Below are 19889 nucleotides of genomic sequence, written 5' to 3' on the forward strand. Positions count from 1 at the left end.
TATTTGGAAAGGCAACGAAGCCAAAGAGATAGGTTATCCTATTTTCTTTGGCTTTTTTTATTAAATTTTTCTAGGAGGAAGCTGATGAAAGAAGAAATTATCAGTGTAGGAATAGATATTGGAACTTCAACTACTCAGTTAGTATTTACCAAGATTGTGCTAGAAAATATAGCTTCTGGTGCAAGAGTCCCACAGATAAAAATTATAGCTAAAGATGTATTTTACAGAAGTAAAGTATATTTTACTCCTCTTATAAGTCAAACTGAGATAGATGCAGAAAAAGTTAAAAGAATAATTCAAGAAGAGTATCAAAAGGCAAGAGTAACAGTAAAAGATGTTTCTACAGGAGCAGTAATAATAACTGGAGAAACAGCAAGAAAATCAAATGCTAAAGAGGTGCTTAATGCTTTAAGTGGAATGGCAGGAGATTTTGTTGTAGCAACAGCAGGACCTGATCTTGAAAGCATAATTGCTGGAAAAGGAGCAGGGGCTATGGATTATTCAGAAAAACACAATACAACAGTTTACAATCTAGATATAGGAGGAGGAACTACAAATAATGTTCTCTTTAAAAATGGAGAGGTAGTAGATACAACGTGCTTGGATATCGGTGGAAGACTTATAAAATTTAAAGATAGTTCATTAGAAATAACGTATATCTATAAAAAATTTGAAAAACTTATAGATGATATGGGATTAACTACTTTAAAAGTTGGAAGAAGAGCAGATGTAGGAGAATTAAAAAAACTTTGTAGAAAGCTTGGGGAAGTACTATTGAGTTCAGTAGGAGCTATACCTAAAAGTAATGAATATAGATACCTTATTACTGATAAGGACTATAGAGGGGAATGTGATTTAAAATTTGTGAACTTCTCAGGAGGGGTAGCAGATTTTATATATAATCAATATTCTGGGGATGATTTTAAATATGGTGATATAGGAATCATTCTAGGGAAAGAGATACTAGAAATTTTTAAAGAACATAATGTACAAATAGTTAAAAGCGGAGAAACAATAGGAGCAACAGTAGTAGGAGCAGGTTCTCACACTACAGAAATAAGTGGAAGTACTATAACTTATACTGAAAATATTTTTCCAATTAAAAATATTCCAGTATTGAAGATCAGCCAACTTGATGAAAAAAATATCCATACTTTAAAAGAAAGTTTAAAGAAAAAAAGAGAATGGTTCAAAATGGAAGATGGAGTTCAAGAGGTTGCAGTAGGTCTTACAGGAAAGCCAAATATGAGATACAAAGAGATAATTGAACTAGCAGAAGGGTTATATGAGGTTCTTTCTGATGTAAGTCGACTTATATTGGTAATAGAAAATGATATTGGAAAAGCATTAGGACAAGCACTTTCATTGAAATATAGTAGTGATGTTCCTATCATCTGCATAGATAGTATAAAAGTTGCAGATGGAGATTTTATTGACATTGGTAAACCATTGGGAAGTGGAAGTGTACTTCCTGTTATAGTTAAAACTTTAGTATTAAGTAGTTATCAATAGGCGGGGTGAATAATAATGAGATTAGAAACAAGACTTTTTGGTCAAAATTACAAATTCAGTTCTCTGAAAGAAGTTATGGCCAAAGCAAATGAACAAAAGTCTGGAGATGAACTTGCAGGAATTGCAGCAAGATCAACAAAGGAGAGAGTAGCAGCAAAAGAAGTTCTTTCACAAATTCAATTGAGAGATCTAAAAGAAAATCCAGCAGTACCTTATGAAGAAGATGAGGTAACAAGAATAATCATTGATAGTCTAAATCTTAAAGTTTATGATGAGATTAAAGAATGGACTGTAGGAGAACTTAGAGAATGGATATTAAGTGATGAAGTAGGAGACAGAGAAATCCAATGGATAAGAAGAGGACTTACTTCTGAAATGATTGCAGCTGTTACAAAACTTATGTCAAACTTAGATTTAATTAGAGCAGCTAAAAAAATAATTGTTAAAGCACATTGTAACACAACAATAGGAGGAGAAGGTGTTTTAGCAGCAAGGGTTCAACCAAACCATACAACTGATGATCCAGATGGAATTATGATTTCACTTTTAGAAGGACTTAGTTATGGAGTTGGAGATGCTGTTATTGGACTAAATCCAGTTGATGATACAGTTGATAGTGTAATAAGAGTTCTTGAAAGATTCCATGAAATTAAAGAAAAATATCAAATTCCTACACAAACTTGTGTTCTTGCTCACGTAACAACACAAATGGAAGCTATTAGAAGAGGAGCACCTAGTGATTTAATTTTCCAAAGTATAGCAGGATCAGAAAAAGGAAATGAAGCTTTTGGAATAACAGGAGCGATGATAGAAGAGGCAAGACAACTTGCACTTACTCAAGGAACAGCAGCAGGGCCAAATGTAATGTATTTTGAAACTGGGCAAGGATCAGAACTTTCTTCAGATGCACATAATGGAGCAGACCAAGTAACAATGGAAGCAAGATGTTATGGATTTGCTAAGAAATTCTCTCCATTTATTGTAAATACAGTTGTTGGATTTATAGGGCCAGAATATTTATATGATAGCAAACAAGTAATAAGAGCAGGACTAGAAGATCATTTTATGGGAAAACTTCATGGATTACCAATGGGAGTTGACGTTTGTTACACTAACCATATGAAAGCAGACCAAAATGATATTGAAAATCTAGCAGTATTACTAACAGCAGCAGGATGTAATTACTTCATGGGAGTTCCAGCTGGTGACGATATTATGCTTAACTATCAAACTACAGGATATCATGACATTCAAACATTAAGAGAAACTTTAGGGGTAAAACCTATAAAAGAGTTTGATGAATGGCTTGAAAAAATGGGATTCAGAAAAAATGGAAGATTGACAGAAAAAGCAGGAGATGCATCAGTATTTTTGAAATAGGAGGAAGGTAAAATGGTTTCTGAAAGAGAATTAAAAGATATAATTTCTCAAGTTCTTAGAGAAATGGGAACAGAAGGGAAAATAGAAGAGAAGATAGCAGAAAAAGTAGAAGAAAGAGTAGCAGAAAGTGATTTAGTAGATATTACTAAAATTGATTTTAGAGAAGTAATTGATGTAAAAAATCCTGCAAATGAAGCTGAACTTCTAAAGTATAAAAGAAAAACTCCAGCAAGAGTTGGAATTGGAAGAGCTGGTTGTAGATATAGAACTAATACAATGTTAAGATTTAGAGCCGATCATGCTTCAGCAGTTGATGCTGTGTATACAGATGTATCGGAAGATTTCTTAAAAGCAAATAATCTTTTTACAGTAAAAACAAGATGTAATTCAAAAGATGAATATATAACAAGACCTGATTTAGGAAGAAGACTTGATGAAGAATCAGTAGCTATTCTTAAAGAAAAAGTAAAAAAATCTCCTAAAGTACAAGTATTTGTAGCAGATGGACTAAGTTCTACAGCAATTGAAAAAAATATTGAAGATACACTTCCAGCACTTCTTAATGGATTAAAATCTTATGGTATAGAAACAGGAACACCATTCTTCTTAAAATATGGAAGAGTAGGAGCAGCCGATGAAGTATCAGAAATAGTAGATGCAGAAGTAACTTGTGTACTTATTGGAGAGAGACCAGGACTTGCAACAGCTGAAAGTATGAGTGCATATATAACATATAGAGGGTATATTGGAATTGCAGAAGCAAAAAGAACAGTAGTATCAAATATTCATAAAAATGGAACACCAGCAGCAGAAGCAGGAGCACATATAGCTCATATTATTAAGAAAATATTAGAAGCTAAAGCAAGTGGACAAGATTTAAAACTTTAATTTTTGGAGGGAAAAATGACTAATGACGCTTTAAGACCAAGTGTATTAGGAGTAAAACTTATTCCTAATGTAGATGATAAAATGGCAGAAGAGTTAAATCTTCCAGCAGGATATAAAAGTATAGGAATAGTAACAGCTGATTGTGATGATGTAACATATACAGCTCTAGATCAAGCTACTAAAATGGCAGAAGTAACAGTAGTATATGGAAAATCATTCTATGGAGGAGCTGCTAATGCAAATACAAAACTTGCAGGAGAAGTAATCGGAATAATAGCAGGTCCTACACCAGCAGAGGTAAAAAGTGGATTAAATGCAATAGTTGACTTTATAGAAAATGAAGCTACTTTTTATAGTGCTAATGAAGATGATACAATAGCATACTATGCACATTGTGTATCAAGAACAGGAAGTTATCTTTCTAAGACAGCAGGAATAGAAGAGGGAGAAGCCTTAGCTTACCTTATAGCACCTCCTATTGAAGCTATGTATGCATTAGATGCCGCATTAAAAGCAGCAGATGTAAAATTGACAGCATTCTTTGGACCACCTTCTGAAACAAACTTTGGAGGAGGGCTTTTAACAGGAAGTCAATCAGCTTGTAAAGCGGCTTGTGAAGCTTTTGCAGATGCTGTAAAATTCGTAGCTCAAAATCCTACAAAATATTAAGGAGTAAAATATGAAGGCTTTAGGAATGATAGAAACTATTGGATTAGTAGGAGCTATTGAAGCAGTTGATACAGCCCTAAAGACAGCAGATGTAGATATAGTAAATAAACACATTGTAAAAGGTGGTATTGTTACTGTTGAACTGACTGGAGATGTGGGAGCTATAAAAGTTGCTGTGGAGGCTGGAGCAGAAGCTGCTAAAAAGCTAGGAGTTTTTGTCAGTAGCCATGTAATAGCAAGACCTGATGATATGGTTTCTAAGATGATAGAAGAAAATAGTGTAATCTATTGCGAGAATGAATCAAAGGAAATAGAAGTAACAGAAGAAAAAACTTTAGAAATTAAAAATATTAAAGAAGAGAATATCCCTGAACAAATAAAAGAAGAAAATGGAAGTGTAACTACTGAGGAAAAAAAAAACGAAATAATACCAGAAGTAGTAGAAAAAGAATAAGTAAACCAAAAACAGAAAATATAGAAAATAAAAAAAATAAGGAGTGATTTAGATGGCAACATTAAACGCATTAGGAATGATAGAAACTAGAGGACTTGTAGCAGCAATTGAGGCAGCAGATGCAATGGTTAAAGCAGCAAATGTAACATTAGTAGGAAAAGAAATGGTTGGAGGAGGACTTGTAAGTGTCCTTGTAAGAGGAGATGTAGGAGCAGTTAAGGCAGCAACTGATGCAGGAGCAGCAGCAGCAGATAGAATAGGAGAATTAATTTCTGTTCATGTAATTCCAAGACCTCACTCAGAAGTAGAAATTATATTACCAAAAACTGAAAAATAATCTAGCCATATAGGAGGTTGACTAGTATGTCAGCCTCCTATATTAAAAACTAGATAGAGAAGTAGAGGAAAGATGAAAACAATAGGAGTAGTAGAATTCAATAATATTCCGAATGGGATTAAAAATCTTGATTTAGTTTTAAAAAAATCGGATGTAAAAATATATAAAGCTGGAGTTACATGTCCAGGAAAATATTATTTTATTATCTATGGAGATAATGAAGATGTAAAGAGTGCCTTTGAAGAAGTAACTTGTGAGGCAAAATTTGAGATTATTTCTGGTGTTTCTAACAAGGTAATAGAAATATTAGAAAGAAGAAATAAAAAAGATTTAGGTAGTTCTATGGGAATAATAGAATTTTTTACGATATCTGAAAGTGTAAAGGCACTAGATATGATTTTAAAAGGCAACACAGTAGAAACTTTAAAATTGATACTAGGGAATGGAATAGCAGGAAAAAGCTATTTTGTAATTACTGGAGATACTAGTTCAGTGACAGAAGCTATAAATTCTGTAGATGAAAAAATTAGATATAGAGAGAAATCTCTTATAAATAATCCAAGTGAGAATATAACTAAATTTATTTGATAGATAAGGAGAGAGATTATGGATAAAGATTTGTTATCAATTCAACAAGTTAGAGATTTAATAAAAGCAGCTAAAACAGCTCAAAAAGAATATTCAACTTTTACTCAAGAAAAAGTTGATAAGATAATAGAAGCTATGTCTATGGAAGTAAGAAAGCATAGTGAAGAATTAGCAAAAATGGCTAATGAAGAAACAGGATTTGGAAAATGGCAAGATAAGGTTATAAAAAATAAATTTGCTTCTGAAATTGTTTATGATTCAATCAAAGATATGAAAACTATAGGAATTCTTAAAGAAGAGGATTCACTTTTAAGTGTAGCTGTACCAGTAGGAGTAATAGCAGGACTTATTCCATCAACTAACCCTACATCAACAACAATTTATAAAACTCTTATATCTTTAAAAGCAGGAAATGCAATAGTAGTTAGTCCTCATCCAAATGCTAAAAATTGTATTATAAAAACAGTTGAAATATTAAAAAGAGCAGCTTATAATGCAGGAGCACCAGAAGGATTAATAGGAGTAATTGATATCCCTACTATGGAAGCAACAGCAGAACTTATGAAGCATAAAGATACTGCACTTATACTTGCTACTGGTGGAGAGGCTATGGTAAGAGCAGCTTATAGTTCAGGAACTCCAGCTATAGGAGTTGGACCTGGAAATGGACCTGCATACATAGAAAAAAGTGCTGATGTAAAAAAAGCAGTAAAAAGAATAATGGATAGTAAAACATTTGATAATGGAGTTATCTGTGCTTCTGAACAATCAGTAATAGTAGAACCATCAAATGAGCAAGCAGTAAGAGAAGAATTCAAAAGACAAGGAGGATATTTCCTTACTCCAGAACAATCTGAAAAATTAGGAAAATTTATTCTAAGATCTAATGGGACTATGAATCCTTTAATAGTAGGAAAAGATGCACAAACTTTAGCAAACTTAGCTGGAATAAAAGTTCCATCAGATGCAAGAGTTCTTATTTCTGAACAATCAACAGTTTCTAAAAGTAACCCTTATTCTAGAGAAAAGCTTACAACAATTCTTGCCTTTTATGTAGCAGAAAATTGTGAAAAAGCTTGTGAAAGAGCTATTGAACTTTTAATGAATGAAGGAAAAGGACATACAATGATTATTCATACAGAAAATAAAGAATTAGTAAAAGAATTTGCACTTAAAAAGCCTGTTTCAAGACTTTTAATTAATACTCCAGGATCACTAGGAGGAATAGGGGGAAGTACAAAACTTGCTCCAGCACTAACTTTAGGTTGTGGAGCAGTAGGAGGAAGTTCAACTTCTGATAATATTACTCCAATGAATTTATTAAATATTAAAAAAGTAGGTTGGGGAATAAAAGAACTAGAAGACTTCAAACCAGAATGTAAAACAGTTGGTTCTTTAGAGGGAATGAGCATAGAGGATTTAGTAAAAAAAGTTCTTGCTGAAATCTCTAAAAGATAGAGAGGTGTACTATGGTTTTAACAGAGGAGAAATTAAAAAATCTGTATAAAAAAGAAGAATTTAAACAGTTTATTCTTAAAAAAGGAACTATAATGACTCCATCAGCTAGACAATTTCTTATAGATAAAGGAATAGAAATATTAAAAGATGGAGCTGTAGTAACAAATTCGAAGAAAGCTGAAGTAGAAGAAAAGAAAGAAATAGTAGAAAAAATAATTGAAAAACCAATAACTCCTAAATATATAGGACTTGCAGGAGAAAGTTATTTTGAAAAACCTGAACATATGACACAGATATCAGGAAACATTTTGGTTAATAAAACTCATGAAAGAATAATATTCAGAGGGAAATTAGACAGTCTTCAAGCAAAATGGTTAGTTTTACAAAAAGAGTTTGAAAGTTGTGAGAATGAAAAACTTAATAAAGATATGGAAAGTGTAACAACTTTTATAAAAAAAATGGTATTGGCTGAAGTACTTGATATAGAATTTGAAGAAATAAAAGTTTTAGGAGAAAGTTTAGATAAAATAAAAGAGATATCACATAATCCTAAAAAGTTTTTTGGAATGGGACATCTTTTTGATATATCAGTAAAAAATAGTTTCATTGTTTTAAAACTTAATGAGATGAGAAGTATATCAAGAGAAGCAGAAATATCAGGAGTAACTGCATTTTCAAGCGAAAGAGGAATAGTTGAGAAGAGAGAGATGTTAAAAGCACTTAATAGATTGAGTAGTGTAATATATGTAATGATGTTGAAAGGAGAAAAAGGGGAATATGGAGATAGATAAAATTGTAGAATTAGTAAAAAAACAACTAGAGAATTATGAGAAGAAAAGAATCCCTATTGAAGCTTCTGGAAGACATATACATCTATCAGAAAAAGATTCAGAAACTCTTTTTGGAAAAGGTTATAATTTCACTCCAGTAAAAGAACTATCTCAACCAGGGCAATTTGCTTGTAAAGAAAGAGTAAGATTAGTAGGTCCTAAAGGTGTGATAGAAGGAGTAGTAATTCTTGGACCTACAAGAGAAAAAACACAAGTTGAAATTTCTTTAACAGATGCGAGAATATTAGGTGTAAAAGGGATAATCAGAATATCAGGAGATATTAGTGATACACCAGGAATAATTGTAACAAATCAAGATAAAGTATTGAATCTTTCTGAAGGTGTAATAGTAGCTAGAAACCATATACATATGACACCAGAAGATGCTATTACTATGAATGTAAAAGATAAGCAATTAGTAAAAGTAAAAGTTTTTTCAAAGAGACCTTTAATATTTGAAGATGTATTAATAAGAGTTACAGATAAATCAAAATTTGCAATGCATATAGACTATGATGAAGCCAATGCCTGTCTTTTAGAAAAAGATTCATATGGGGTAATTTATGAGTGATCAGGACTTAATTGAAATAATAAAAAGAGAAATTGAAAAATATTATTCTAAAGAGTCAAATTTAAAAGAAATATTGAAAAAAAAGATAGGCTTTATAGGAAATGATATAGTACTAAAAGATGAATTAAAAAGAAATTTTGATATTCAAGAAACAGGAGAAAAAATAGTAGTTTCAGAACTTGGAATAAAGGAATTAGCTGAGATAAGCCAAGGAGTATATTCTAGTGAAGAAAGTAAAAAACTTTTATATAATTTGCTTGAAGGAAAAGAGTTGATAGTTGTAGAAGAAGGGATAGAATGGAGGAAATTTATATCTGCTCCTCTTAAACTTCAAGAAAGATATAGAAATTATGAAAAAGTATTAGAATCTTATGGAACAAAAATAATGAAGCGAATAGAAATAAGAGAATACTTAGAAGAGAGAAAAAATTGTTTTACAGAAAAACTTTTAGATCTAAAGGCTTTGAAAAAAAATATAAATAGCAATGGAACTATAGAAATATCAAATGAAACTAAAGTAACAGAACTTGCTAAGGAGTATGCAGGAGCGAATAACATTAAAATAGTAAAAAGGTGAAAATATGATAATAGGAAAAGTTATTGGAAGTGTATGGTCTACAAGAAAAGCAGATAATCTAGGTGGGTTAAAATTTATGATAGTTGAATTAAACGATAAAACTTCCCTAGTAGCTTGTGATGGTGTTGGAGCAGGAGTAGGAGATAAAGTTCTTATTACATGTGGTAGTTCAGCAAGAAAATTAATGGATTTGGAAGATGCTCCTGTTGATGCTGCAATAATTGGAATAATAGATGAGGGAGAAGGTGAATAATATGGGAAAAAAATTAATAACTCCTCAAAATGCAGTAGAATATATTTGTGGAGATAAATTTTATGTAGGAAAAGATATGATTTTGTCTTCAAGTGCAAAAGATTATTTTAAAGAAAAGATGATCACATTAGTTTATGGTGAAGAAAAGCCAGTTGAGGATAAAAAATGTTGTAAAGAGCAAAATATAGAAGATTTAAAAACAATGATAGTTAAAGTATTGGAAAGAGATTTCAACATTTGTGATGAAAAATTAGTAGATATTATATTAAAAAAAGTTGAGGGAGTGAGAAAATAATGGGGATTAATGAAATTATCATCTACATAATGGTATTATTTATGGTAATTGGGGCTATTGATAGATGCCTTGGAAACAAATTTGGATATGGACAACAATTTGAAGAAGGATTTATGGCTATGGGTTCTCTTGCACTTGCAATGGTAGGAGTAGTTTCACTTGCTCCAGTTCTAGCAAATATTTTAAGACCAGTAGTTTCTCCAATATATACTATGTTAGGGGCAGACCCAGCAATGTTTGCAGGAACACTTCTTGCATGTGATATGGGAGGATATCCTCTTGGAATGGAACTTGCTAGTACAGAAGCAGCTGGAAAATTTTCAGGACTTATTCTTGGATCTATGATGGGAGCAACAATAGTATTTACTATTCCAGTATCATTAGGAATTATCGAAGAAAAAGATAGAGAATATTTAGCTAAAGGAGTTCTAGCAGGAATTATTACTATACCTCTTGGATGTTTAGCAGGAGGATTAGTAGCTGGTTATAGTTTTTCCATGATAATTGCAAATTTAATTCCTATTATTATTGTGGCAGCTCTTATTTCTTTAGGATTATGGAAAATACCTGAAAAAATGACAAAAGGTTTTACTGTGTTTGGACAAGGAGTAGTTATTGTAATAACTCTTGGACTTGCAGCAATTGTAATTGAAACTTTAACAGGAATAGTAGTTATTCCAGGTATGGCACCTATATCTGATGGTATTTCTACAGTAGGGGCGATTGCTATAACTCTTGCGGGAGCATTTCCGTTAGTTCATTTTATAACAAAAGTATTTAATAAGCCTTTATTAAAACTTGGTGGACTTCTTGGAATGAATGATAAAGCAGCAGCTGGACTTATTGCGACTCTAGCAAATAATATTCCAATGTTTGGTCTTATGAAAGATATGGATACTAGAGGAAAAATTATAAATGTAGCTTTTGCAGTAAGTGGAGCATTTGTATTTGGAGACCACTTAGGATTTATTGCTGGTGTTGATAAAAGTATGATATTTCCTATGGTAGTTGGAAAACTTGTTGGAGGAATTTCAGCAGTAATTTTAGCTATAATAATGTTTGGAAAAGTATCTGAAAAAAATAAATAGTATAAATAAGTAGGTGGAAGAAAATGGAAATAAATCAAGCTTTGTTAGAAGAATTAATAAGAAAAGTAATTGAAACAGAAATGGGAAATAAAGAAATACCTGAATATAAATTTATGGATAAAAGTGGAGTAGGAGTAGTAAAACTAAATAAGATGACTAAACGTGATAGAATGGATACAGGAAATCCTAATGATGAAGTTTATACTACTGATCTTTTTACACTTGAAGAAGGGCCAAGAATTGGTGCAGGTCTTATGGAAATGATAAAAACTACATTTGATTGGACTCTTACTTATGATGAAATAGATTATATTATTGAAGGAAAATTAGATATAATAATAGATGGAAGAAAAGTTTCAGGTGAAGCTGGAGATGTAATCTTAATACCAAAAGGATCAAAAATACAATTTAGTGCCCCTGATTATGCTAAATTTATTTATGTAGTATATCCAGCAAATTGGCAAGAACAAAAATAGGAGGTAAAGATGAAAACATTTGGAATAAAACCTGATATAAAAGCAGGAGAAGACTCACTTTCTTTTTTGAAAACACTTCCATATAAAAAATATTTTATTGTAACTGATGATATGATGGTTCAATTAAAACTTACTGATAAAATTATTGAAAATCTTAATTCAGATTGTAAAATAAAAATATTTAGTAAAGTAGAACCAAATCCAACTGTTGATATAGTACAAAAGGGAATAGTTGACTTTATAACTTTTGAACCTGAGTGTGTAATAGCACTAGGAGGAGGATCTCCTATAGATGCTTGTAAGGGTATTCTATATTTTGGGGATAAGATTTTTAATCTTCTTGGAAAAGAAAATAAAAGATTATTTATAGCTATACCTACTACCAGTGGAACAGGATCAGAAGTAACTTCATATAGTGTTATTACAAATGGAAGTAGCAAAATAGCTTTAGCTGATGACAAAATGCTTCCTAATATAGCAATATTAAATCCAGAATTTATGAAAACACTTCCTAAAAAAGTAGTAGCAGATACAGGAATGGATGTATTAACACATGCTTTAGAAGCATATGTTTCAAAAAACTCTAATCCAATTACAGATGCTATGGCTATGGAAGCTATGAAAATAATATTTGAAAATCTTTTTGATCACTATAAAGATAGAAGCATATTAGAACCTAGAGAGAAAGTACAATATGCCTCATGCATGGCAGGAGCAGCATTCAATAATTCCTCTCTTGGAATAAATCATAGTATAGCCCATAGTATAGGAGCTAAATTTCATATTCCTCATGGACGTGCAAATGCTATTCTTCTTCCATATATAATAGAAGTAAATAGTAATGCTGATATACGTTATGCAAAAGTAGCACATGCATTAGGTTTACCTGCATCTTCAGCTGCTGAGGGAAAATGTGCATTAAAAACTTGGATTGAAATAATGAAGGAAAAAATGGGAATTCAAAAATCTCTTAAAGAATACGGAGTAGATTTTGAAGAATTTAGAAAACTTATTCCTGATATATTGATTGACATAAAAAAGGATATTTGTACAACATATAATCCTAACCAACTTTCTGATGAAGAATATATAAGATTACTATTAAAAGTATATTATGGTGAATAAATAAAAAAAACCTCTTTTGATATAAATATCAAAGGAGGTTTTTTAAGGAGAGTTTGAGAAAAAATTATTATTTTAAATTAAAAATTATATTTAAATCCTACAAAATAACTTCTTCTATTTCCAGCATAGTAAGAAAGAGTATCTTTACTTGTTCCAGCTTTTGCATAGTAGTACTCTTTATCAAATAGGTTATTAACCCCACCAAAAAGAGTAAGTCCATTTTCTAAAGTATAATTTACATTTAAGTTGATTTCACTATATCCACCTTGTTTACCAAGTTTGTTGTGGTAATCATATTGAGCATATGAACTTCCTCTGTAGAATAAAGTTGTATTGATATTTAAGTTATCAATAAGTTCATAATTAAACCCTATACTTGCCATAATATTAGGTAACCCAGGAACTTTTTTGCCATCATATTTACCACCATCAATTTCATGGTGTGTATAACTAAAGCTTTGTTTTAAAGTTAATTTATCAAAATATTGTTCTGTTGCAATTTCAACTCCTGTTCTTAATATTGGATCAGGGAAATTATAGTTGCTTGATTGCTCTCCACTTGCTTTAGTTAAATAGAAAATCTCCTTTTCAGTTTTACTATGGAAAATAGAACTTGAAAGATAGAAGTTATTCCAAAGTGTTTTTCCACCTAACTCTATTGTGTCTGAAGTTTGAATATCTAAGTTAGAGTGAATAGTGTTCCAACTTCCAGCCTCTCCAGCAGTAGGGGCTCTAAATGCTCTATTGTATGATAGGAATATAGAAGATGTATCATTTGCAAAGTATGTTCCTGTTAATTCATAAGCTTGAGCATTGAAAGTGTGATCAAAACTTTTTGATGGAGCATTTCTATTTTCTAAATCATATTCAATTCTTTGATGTCTAAATCCTTGAGTAAATTGGAAATCATCATATTTTAAATTGTTGATAACAAAACCACCAATAGATTTTCTATTAGTAAAAGTATTTGTTGTTTTAGAACCAGTACTTGTGTGGCTTTGAGATTGATAATCAGATTCTCCCTTAGAGAAGTCTCCTCCTATTACTAAGTATGATTTATCCCAGTAATTATACTTAATTTGTGGATTGATATAGTAAGTTTTTGTGTCTCTATCTGTGCTTGGAACTCTTTGTTTAATAGTAACTCCATTAACTTTTTTATCTTTTTCACTTGTAGATGAATACTTTCTATGTTTATAATCTCCATTTACCATAAATTCTAAATTATTAGTAAGTTTAGTATCATATTTTAATTTGAAAACATCTAAAGTTTCTTTTGCTTCAGTTGTAGAATTGCTTTTTCTTTTATCTTTTTTATCCACTGCACCAGAGAATTTAGAGTTTACTTCTCCATTGCTGTAACTTAAAGTTAAATTTCCATTATCAAATTTATATTTTGATTTAACCTCTACATATTCAGTATCTCTTTCAGAATGGTGTTTATATCCATCAGTTAATTTGTCTAAATAAGTAGCTTCAACAGCAAATCTATCAGTTATTTTAGAACCAAAATTAACTTTGTAGTTTCTTGTATAGTTTCCAGCATCAGCTCCTACTTGTCCATAATATTTTTTATTTTGAGCCTCTTTTGTTATTATGTTAATAACTCCAGCCACTGCTCCCTCTCCATAAAGAACATTTCCACCATTAGGAACAATCTCAATTCTTTCAACAGTGTCGATAGGAACTAAGTTTAAGTTAAAATCTCCAGTATCAGTTGTACTATTGATAGAGCTACCATCAACTAAAACTAAGATATTTTGTCCAGATTTTCCCGGAACTTGCCCTCTAAAAAGAATGTCAGTTTTAAAGTCTTGTCCTCCAGTACCACTTAGATACATTCCCGGAACAGCTCTAACAGCCTCTACTATATCTTGTGCTCCACTTTTTTCAATATCTTCAGCAGTGATAACGGTAACATTTTTAGGTGTTTCTAAAACACTCATTCCAAAGTTTTCAGTAGAAATAACAGTTTCATCAAGTTTTGTACTAGCCACAGTTGTAGTTTCTTTTGCTAAAGCAGATGTTGCTAAAATAGCAAAAAGTAAAAAAGATATTTTTTTCATCTTTTCCTCCTAAATGTTTTATATTAATTTTTTAATAAAAAAAACTTCTCCCAAAAAAAGAGAAGTATAAAAGAAAAAGATCTTTTATACTCCTCGTCCTCGCAAATTGTATAAATTATATATGGCAGGTCTCCTGACTTAGATTCATCTTACTTGCACCCTTCCCAGAAAAAATCCAGTGGCTATTGCGTTCATCATCATTACAGTGGCGGGACCGTACAGGATTCAAACCTGTTTCCCTTTTAATTTAAAATAAAACCATACATAAAGTTATTTGTTTGATTGCAAGGATATAATAGCATTATTATATTTCTTTTGTCAATAGAAAAAATATTAATATATAAAAAAATCATTGACATAATTGTTTAAAAAATGTATTATTCTTACTAAATTAGAATAGAAAATAATTCAAATAGGAGGAGAGATGAAAAAGATAGTCTATATTCTATTATCTTTAGTTTTTTTTACATTGAGTTTTGGAAGTGAAAATTTAGAGGAAGTGAGATATAAAAAAATTATTTCTATGTCTATGGCAGGAGATGAAATTTTATATGATTTAGTGCCACATGATAGAATTTTAGGAATGAGTGGACACAGCAATACAAGTGAGATGAAATCTGTATTAAATAAAAAATTGGATAAATTTAATAAGTTTGATAACAATGTGGAAAAAATAATTGAGGCTGAACCTGATATAGTTGTTGCTGGAGATTGGTTAAAGAGAGAGATTGTTTTGCAATTGGAAGATGCTGATATCAATGTTTATATTTATAAAACACCGAGATCTTTTGAGGAGATACAAGATTTAATTAGAGAGTTAGGAAGTGTTTTAGATTGTGAGGAAAAAAGCCAAGAGATAATTGATGATATGAATACTCGTCTTTTGAAAGTTCAAGAGAGAATAAAAGGGCTAAATAGAGAGACACCAAGAGTTTTAGAATATTCTTATTCAGAGAGTACAAATGGAAAGGGAAGTGTTTTTGGAGATATGCTCCAAAAAGTTTTTGCTGAAAATATTGCTAGTGAAAATGGAATCTATAGATCTGCAAAAATTTCAAAAGAAAAGGTAATTGAATTAGATCCAGAGATTATTATATCTCCAACTTGGGAAGATGTTGAGATAACAAAAAAGAATGACAATGTGGCTCTTGATTTTTTAACAAAAGATATCAGTTGTCAAGATATAAAAGCTGTAAAAGATAAAAAAGTCTATGTAATTCCCGGAAAATATATCTATATCTACTCTCAATATATCATTGAGGGGATAGAGGAATTAGCTGAATTAATATATCAATTTGAAGAAGAAAAATGATTTTCGAAGGAGTAGAGGATTTATGTTTAAAATAACTTTTATTACATCTCATTATGACAGTAGTTATATTTTAAAAAAAGTGTGTTATGAACTTGAAAAAGAGTATACTAGAGAGTTTAATTTTAGTTTTTTTAACTCAAAAGAAGTTGATGAATCATTGGAAAAATATGAAGAATTGGAAAAACAGTTAGAAACAACTTCCATTGTATTTTTGCTTTTACATGGTGGAGTGTCAAGTTTTAAAAATTTTGATAAGATAAAAAATAATTTTTGGAAGAAAGTTCCATTTTTTATAAATACTACAATTGGTGATGAAAATAGAGAGTATACAGAGCAAGGTGGAATACCTATTACAACTGTGCATAATATGACAAAATATTATACTTTAGGTGGAGAGAAAAATTATAAAAACCTTATCTTATACACAGCTTCACAATTTGGAGAAAAAAGCTATAAATATGAAAATTATCAATATGAGAGATGGGAAGGTATTTACTCTAAAGGAAATTTAGTAGAAAATGAGAGAGAGTTTATAGAGGAGATCTCTAAAAAAAATAATGTTATTACCATTCTTTTTCATGGAAAGGAGTGGAATAGCAAGAGAATAAAAGTTGTAGATAAATTTATAGAGGAGATAGAGAAAGAGGGGGGAACACCTTATGCTATCTTTACTAACTCTATTGAAAGACCTGAAATAAAATCTAAGGGAATAAAATGGGTAATAGAAAATTATTTAAAGCATAATGGAAAAGTTATCCCTAAGGTGATAATTAACTTATTAGCATATTCTCAAACAATATTTAGTACTCCTGGAGATGGGGATACAGTAGTTGAGAAAAGTATTTTCGAAGATTTACAAATACCTGTAATTCAGGGAATGAGTACTTATCAGAATAGAAAAACATGGGATGTTGATATAAGAGGACTAGATAGTGAAGCATTGACAACAGGGGTATATTATCCAGAATTTGATGGACAGATAATCTCTGTAACAGCTTGTACATATGAGATAGTAAAAGATGAGATAGGAGAGAAAAAGATATTTATTCCAATAGATGAACGTGTAAATAAGATTACAAGAATGGCAATAAATTGGCTTAAATTGGGAGCTAAGAAGAATGAGGAAAAGAAAATTGCTGTGATTTTTCATAATATGCCTCCAAGAAATGATATGATAGGGAGGGCATTTGGTTTAGATACTCCTGCATCAGTAAACAATATGATAAAACTTTTTAAAGAGATTGGAATAAAGCTTGATTATGATTTTAAAGATGGAAATGAGATAATAAATAGAATAATAGCTGGAGTTTCAAATGATAAAAAGTGGCTAAGTAGTGAAAAAGTTTTAGAAAGAGGTATTGATAAAATCTCTAAAGAAATATATATGGACTGGTTTGAGAAGCTAGATGAAAAAGTAAAAAAAGAGTTAGAGAAACAATGGGGAAAAGCTCCTGGAGAATTTATGATTTATGATGGATTTTTTCCAGTCCCGGGGATACTCAATGGAAATGTTTTTATAGGTTTACAACCTTCAAGAGGGATGGAGGAAAAAGCTGAGGAGGTGTACCATAGTACAGATTTTATTATTCCTCATCAATACTACTCTTTTTATAAGTGGATAAAGGAGATTTTTAAGGCAGATGTGATCTATCATGTAGGAACTCATGGAACATTGGAGTGGTTACCGGGAAAAGAGGTTGGTTTGAGCAGTAGTTGCTGTCCAGATTTTAATATTGATGATATCCCACATTTATATCCTTATTCAGTAAATATTTCTGGCGAGGGATTACAAGCAAAAAGAAGAAGCAATGCTGTTTTAATATCATATATGATACCAGCACTTACTTTATCTGGAGAATATGAGGAGATAGAGGAGTTAGATGATTTAATAAAACAGTATCATCAAGCTGAATTAAACAGAAGTTCAAAATTGGAAGATTTACAAGAGGATATTATAAAAAGGGTTTTCCAACACAATTACAATTTAGATATGAATATTAGTGAAAAAGAGATAAGAAATGATTATAATAGCTTTATAAATAAACTTCATTCATATGTTGAAGAATTGAAAAGTTCTGTAATAAAAGATGGGTTACACATTTTGGGAGAAGCCGCTTCTGGAGATAGATTGATATCTTTAATTCATACTCTTTTAAGAGTTGAAAATAGTGGAATGAAACCAGCAGATACCTTAGTTGGAAGAGCTTTAGGATATGATATTGAATATCTTAAAAATAATCCATATGAAAAAAAGCAGAATGGTAAAACAAACCTAATGATAGTAGATGATATTCAAAATTTAACTGAAAAAGTTATAGGTGAGATATTGGGAGAAAAGGATTATCAAGGGGTTATTAAGAGTTCTAAAGAGTATTCTATTTTAGATGAAAAATATATTTTAGAATTAGAAAAAAATGTTTTAGATATTGTTTTACCAAAGATTTTAGCAACAAAAAGAGAAAGCGAAAGTGTAATTAATGGAGCTAATGGAAAATTTATTTTACCTGGGCAATCAGGGTATCCAACAAGGGGAAATATAAATATACTTCCAACAGGAACAAATTTTTACTCAATAGATCCATATAAGATACCTTCAAGAGCCTCATGGAAAGTTGGAATAAAATTAGCAGAGAAGTTGCTTGAAAGATATGCTGAAGATGAGGGGACACTTCCTAAAAATATAGCTATGATTCTTTATAGTGGAGATACAATAAAAACCAATGGTGATGATATAGCAGAGGCACTATATTTAATGGGTGTTCGTCCAGTATGGCACAACAATGGAGATAGAGTTATTGGATTAGAGGCTATACCTTATGGAGAGCTTAAACGACCAAGAATCGATGTTACCCTTCGTATATCTGGGCTTTTTAGAGATACATTCCCAACTTTAATAAAATTATTAGAAGATGCTATGAACATTGTTTCACAGTTAGATGAAGATGATGAGATAAATTATATTAAAAAGAATTTAAAAGATGATATAGCAGAGCTTTTAAATCAAGGTTGTTCTTTAAATGAGGCAGAAAATATGGCAAAAATTAGGGTGTTTGGTTGCCCTCCGGGAACTTATGGAACAGGGGTAAGAACCTTGATAGAATCACAAAATTGGGAGACAAGAGAGGATTTAGGAAGAGCATATATAAATTGGAGCAGTCACGCTTATAGTAGCAGTTATCACGGGGAAAAGTTTGAAAATGCCTTTGTTAGTCGTTTAAAGAAAACAGATATTACAGTAAAAAATGAAGCCTCTGTTGAACTTGATATGCTTGAAAGTGATGATTATTATGCTTATCATGGAGGATTAACAGCAGCAGTAAAATATGCTAGTGGAAAAGATGCTAGATCTTATAGTGGAAATACAAGTGATATAAATAATGTTAAAATAAAAAGTTTAAAAGAGGAAACAGCAAGAATAATGAGATCTCGTATACTGAATCCCAAATGGTTTAAGGGACTTCAACGTCACGGATATAAAGGAGCTTTAGAGATTAGTGCTATGGTAGATGTTATTTTTGGTTGGGATTCTACTTCAGAGATTGTAGAGGATTGGATGTATGATAAGATCAGTGAAAAGTATGTAGAAAATAGAGAGAATAGAGAGTGGATAAAGGAAAATAACCCTCATGCTATGTTAAATATAACAGAGAGATTGTTAGAGGCAGAGAAACGTGGAATGTGGAATATATCTTCTGAAAAGTTAAAAGAGCTAAGAAAAATCTATCTTGAAATTGAAGGAGATGTGGAAGAAATTGAAGAATAGAGATAAATTATAAATAAACTATTGACTTTTTAGTTTAATTATAGTACTCTTAAATTAGAAATAAAACAAAAAATAATTAGGTGCATAAAGCTTAATAGAGGAAGTAGGGTGCGAATCCCTCACAGTGAAAACTGCTGTATGGTGGACGAAATCACGATAAACCACTGGGAAACTGGGAAGGTGTGAAAGTAGGATGAAGCTAAGTCAGAAGACTTACCAATTAATCATATAAATAATCATGTAAAAT

The 19889-nt window shown here is 31.0% G+C and carries 19 protein-coding genes and 2 riboswitches; of the genes, 18 read left to right on the forward strand and 1 reads right to left on the reverse strand.

Annotated features, from left to right (window positions below; all coding sequences use genetic code 11):
- The first annotated feature begins 84 nt into the window (after window positions 1–84).
- The 16 genes from eutA to I6E31_07410 all read left to right on the forward strand — a co-directional run bounded on the left by eutA (window position 85) and on the right by I6E31_07410 (window position 12501).
- Complete coding sequence (gene eutA / locus I6E31_07335) at window positions 85–1512, forward strand: ethanolamine ammonia-lyase reactivating factor EutA (protein ID MCF2639781.1); 1428 nt, start codon at window positions 85–87, stop codon at window positions 1510–1512.
- A 15-nt stretch (window positions 1513–1527) separates the two neighbouring features.
- Window positions 1528–2892, forward strand: a complete 1365-nt coding sequence (locus tag I6E31_07340; protein ID MCF2639782.1) for an ethanolamine ammonia-lyase subunit EutB — start codon at window positions 1528–1530, stop codon at window positions 2890–2892.
- A 12-nt stretch (window positions 2893–2904) separates the two neighbouring features.
- Window positions 2905–3780, forward strand: coding sequence for an ethanolamine ammonia-lyase subunit EutC (eutC, locus tag I6E31_07345; protein ID MCF2639783.1), 876 nt, complete (start codon window positions 2905–2907; stop codon window positions 3778–3780).
- Window positions 3781–3795: 15 nt separating this feature from the next.
- Window positions 3796–4449, forward strand: coding sequence for an ethanolamine utilization microcompartment protein EutL (gene eutL / locus I6E31_07350; protein ID MCF2639784.1), 654 nt, complete (start codon window positions 3796–3798; stop codon window positions 4447–4449).
- Window positions 4450–4459: 10 nt separating this feature from the next.
- Window positions 4460–4903 carry a BMC domain-containing protein gene (locus tag I6E31_07355; protein ID MCF2639785.1) on the forward strand — a complete coding sequence of 148 codons (444 nt, stop codon included), beginning with the start codon at window positions 4460–4462 and terminating at the stop codon, window positions 4901–4903.
- Between the two features lie 52 nt (window positions 4904–4955).
- Complete coding sequence (eutM, locus tag I6E31_07360) at window positions 4956–5240, forward strand: ethanolamine utilization microcompartment protein EutM (protein MCF2639786.1); 285 nt, start codon at window positions 4956–4958, stop codon at window positions 5238–5240.
- A 72-nt stretch (window positions 5241–5312) separates the two neighbouring features.
- Window positions 5313–5828 carry a BMC domain-containing protein gene (locus I6E31_07365; GenBank protein MCF2639787.1) on the forward strand — a complete coding sequence of 172 codons (516 nt, stop codon included), beginning with the start codon at window positions 5313–5315 and terminating at the stop codon, window positions 5826–5828.
- A gap of 18 nt (window positions 5829–5846) precedes the next feature.
- Window positions 5847–7286 (forward strand): acetaldehyde dehydrogenase (acetylating), encoded by a 1440-nt coding sequence (locus I6E31_07370; GenBank protein MCF2639788.1) that lies wholly within the window; start codon window positions 5847–5849, stop codon window positions 7284–7286.
- 11 nt (window positions 7287–7297) lie between these two features.
- A complete protein-coding gene (locus I6E31_07375; GenBank protein ID MCF2639789.1) occupies window positions 7298–8077 on the forward strand; it encodes an ethanolamine utilization protein in 780 nt (259 codons plus the stop codon).
- Window positions 8064–8687, forward strand: a complete 624-nt coding sequence (locus I6E31_07380; GenBank protein ID MCF2639790.1) for a phosphate propanoyltransferase — start codon at window positions 8064–8066, stop codon at window positions 8685–8687. Before I6E31_07375 ends, I6E31_07380 begins: the two co-directional genes overlap by 14 nt.
- On the forward strand, window positions 8680–9264 hold the full coding sequence (locus I6E31_07385; GenBank protein ID MCF2639791.1) for a hypothetical protein: 585 nt from the start codon (window positions 8680–8682) through the stop codon (window positions 9262–9264). Before I6E31_07380 ends, I6E31_07385 begins: the two co-directional genes overlap by 8 nt.
- Before the next feature lie 4 nt (window positions 9265–9268).
- On the forward strand, window positions 9269–9517 hold the full coding sequence (locus tag I6E31_07390; protein ID MCF2639792.1) for a EutN/CcmL family microcompartment protein: 249 nt from the start codon (window positions 9269–9271) through the stop codon (window positions 9515–9517).
- A 1-nt stretch (window position 9518) separates the two neighbouring features.
- Entirely contained in the window at window positions 9519–9812 is a 294-nt protein-coding gene (locus I6E31_07395; protein ID MCF2639793.1) for a hypothetical protein, read from the forward strand.
- Complete coding sequence (gene eutH / locus I6E31_07400) at window positions 9812–10900, forward strand: ethanolamine utilization protein EutH (GenBank protein MCF2639794.1); 1089 nt, start codon at window positions 9812–9814, stop codon at window positions 10898–10900. Before I6E31_07395 ends, eutH begins: the two co-directional genes overlap by 1 nt.
- Window positions 10901–10929: 29 nt before the next feature.
- Window positions 10930–11376, forward strand: a complete 447-nt coding sequence (locus tag I6E31_07405; GenBank protein ID MCF2639795.1) for a DUF861 domain-containing protein — start codon at window positions 10930–10932, stop codon at window positions 11374–11376.
- A 9-nt stretch (window positions 11377–11385) separates the two neighbouring features.
- A complete protein-coding gene (locus tag I6E31_07410; protein ID MCF2639796.1) occupies window positions 11386–12501 on the forward strand; it encodes an iron-containing alcohol dehydrogenase in 1116 nt (371 codons plus the stop codon).
- 77 nt (window positions 12502–12578) lie between these two features.
- On the opposite strand, the gene I6E31_07415 is transcribed toward I6E31_07410, so the two are convergent.
- A complete protein-coding gene (locus tag I6E31_07415) occupies window positions 12579–14567 on the reverse strand; it encodes a TonB-dependent receptor (protein MCF2639797.1) in 1989 nt (662 codons plus the stop codon).
- Window positions 14568–14672: 105 nt separating this feature from the next.
- Window positions 14673–14845, reverse strand: a riboswitch (cobalamin riboswitch).
- Window positions 14846–14991: 146 nt separating this feature from the next.
- Here I6E31_07415 and I6E31_07420 point away from each other — a divergent pair.
- Complete coding sequence (locus I6E31_07420) at window positions 14992–15879, forward strand: ABC transporter substrate-binding protein (GenBank protein ID MCF2639798.1); 888 nt, start codon at window positions 14992–14994, stop codon at window positions 15877–15879.
- 22 nt (window positions 15880–15901) lie between these two features.
- Complete coding sequence (cobN, locus tag I6E31_07425; protein ID MCF2639799.1) at window positions 15902–19642, forward strand: cobaltochelatase subunit CobN; 3741 nt, start codon at window positions 15902–15904, stop codon at window positions 19640–19642.
- A 61-nt stretch (window positions 19643–19703) separates the two neighbouring features.
- Window positions 19704–19878: riboswitch (cobalamin riboswitch) on the forward strand.
- Window positions 19879–19889 lie beyond the last annotated feature (11 nt).

It is taken from the genome of Fusobacterium varium (assembly GCA_021531615.1).
Classification (GTDB): Bacteria; Fusobacteriota; Fusobacteriia; order Fusobacteriales; family Fusobacteriaceae; genus Fusobacterium_A; species Fusobacterium_A varium_C.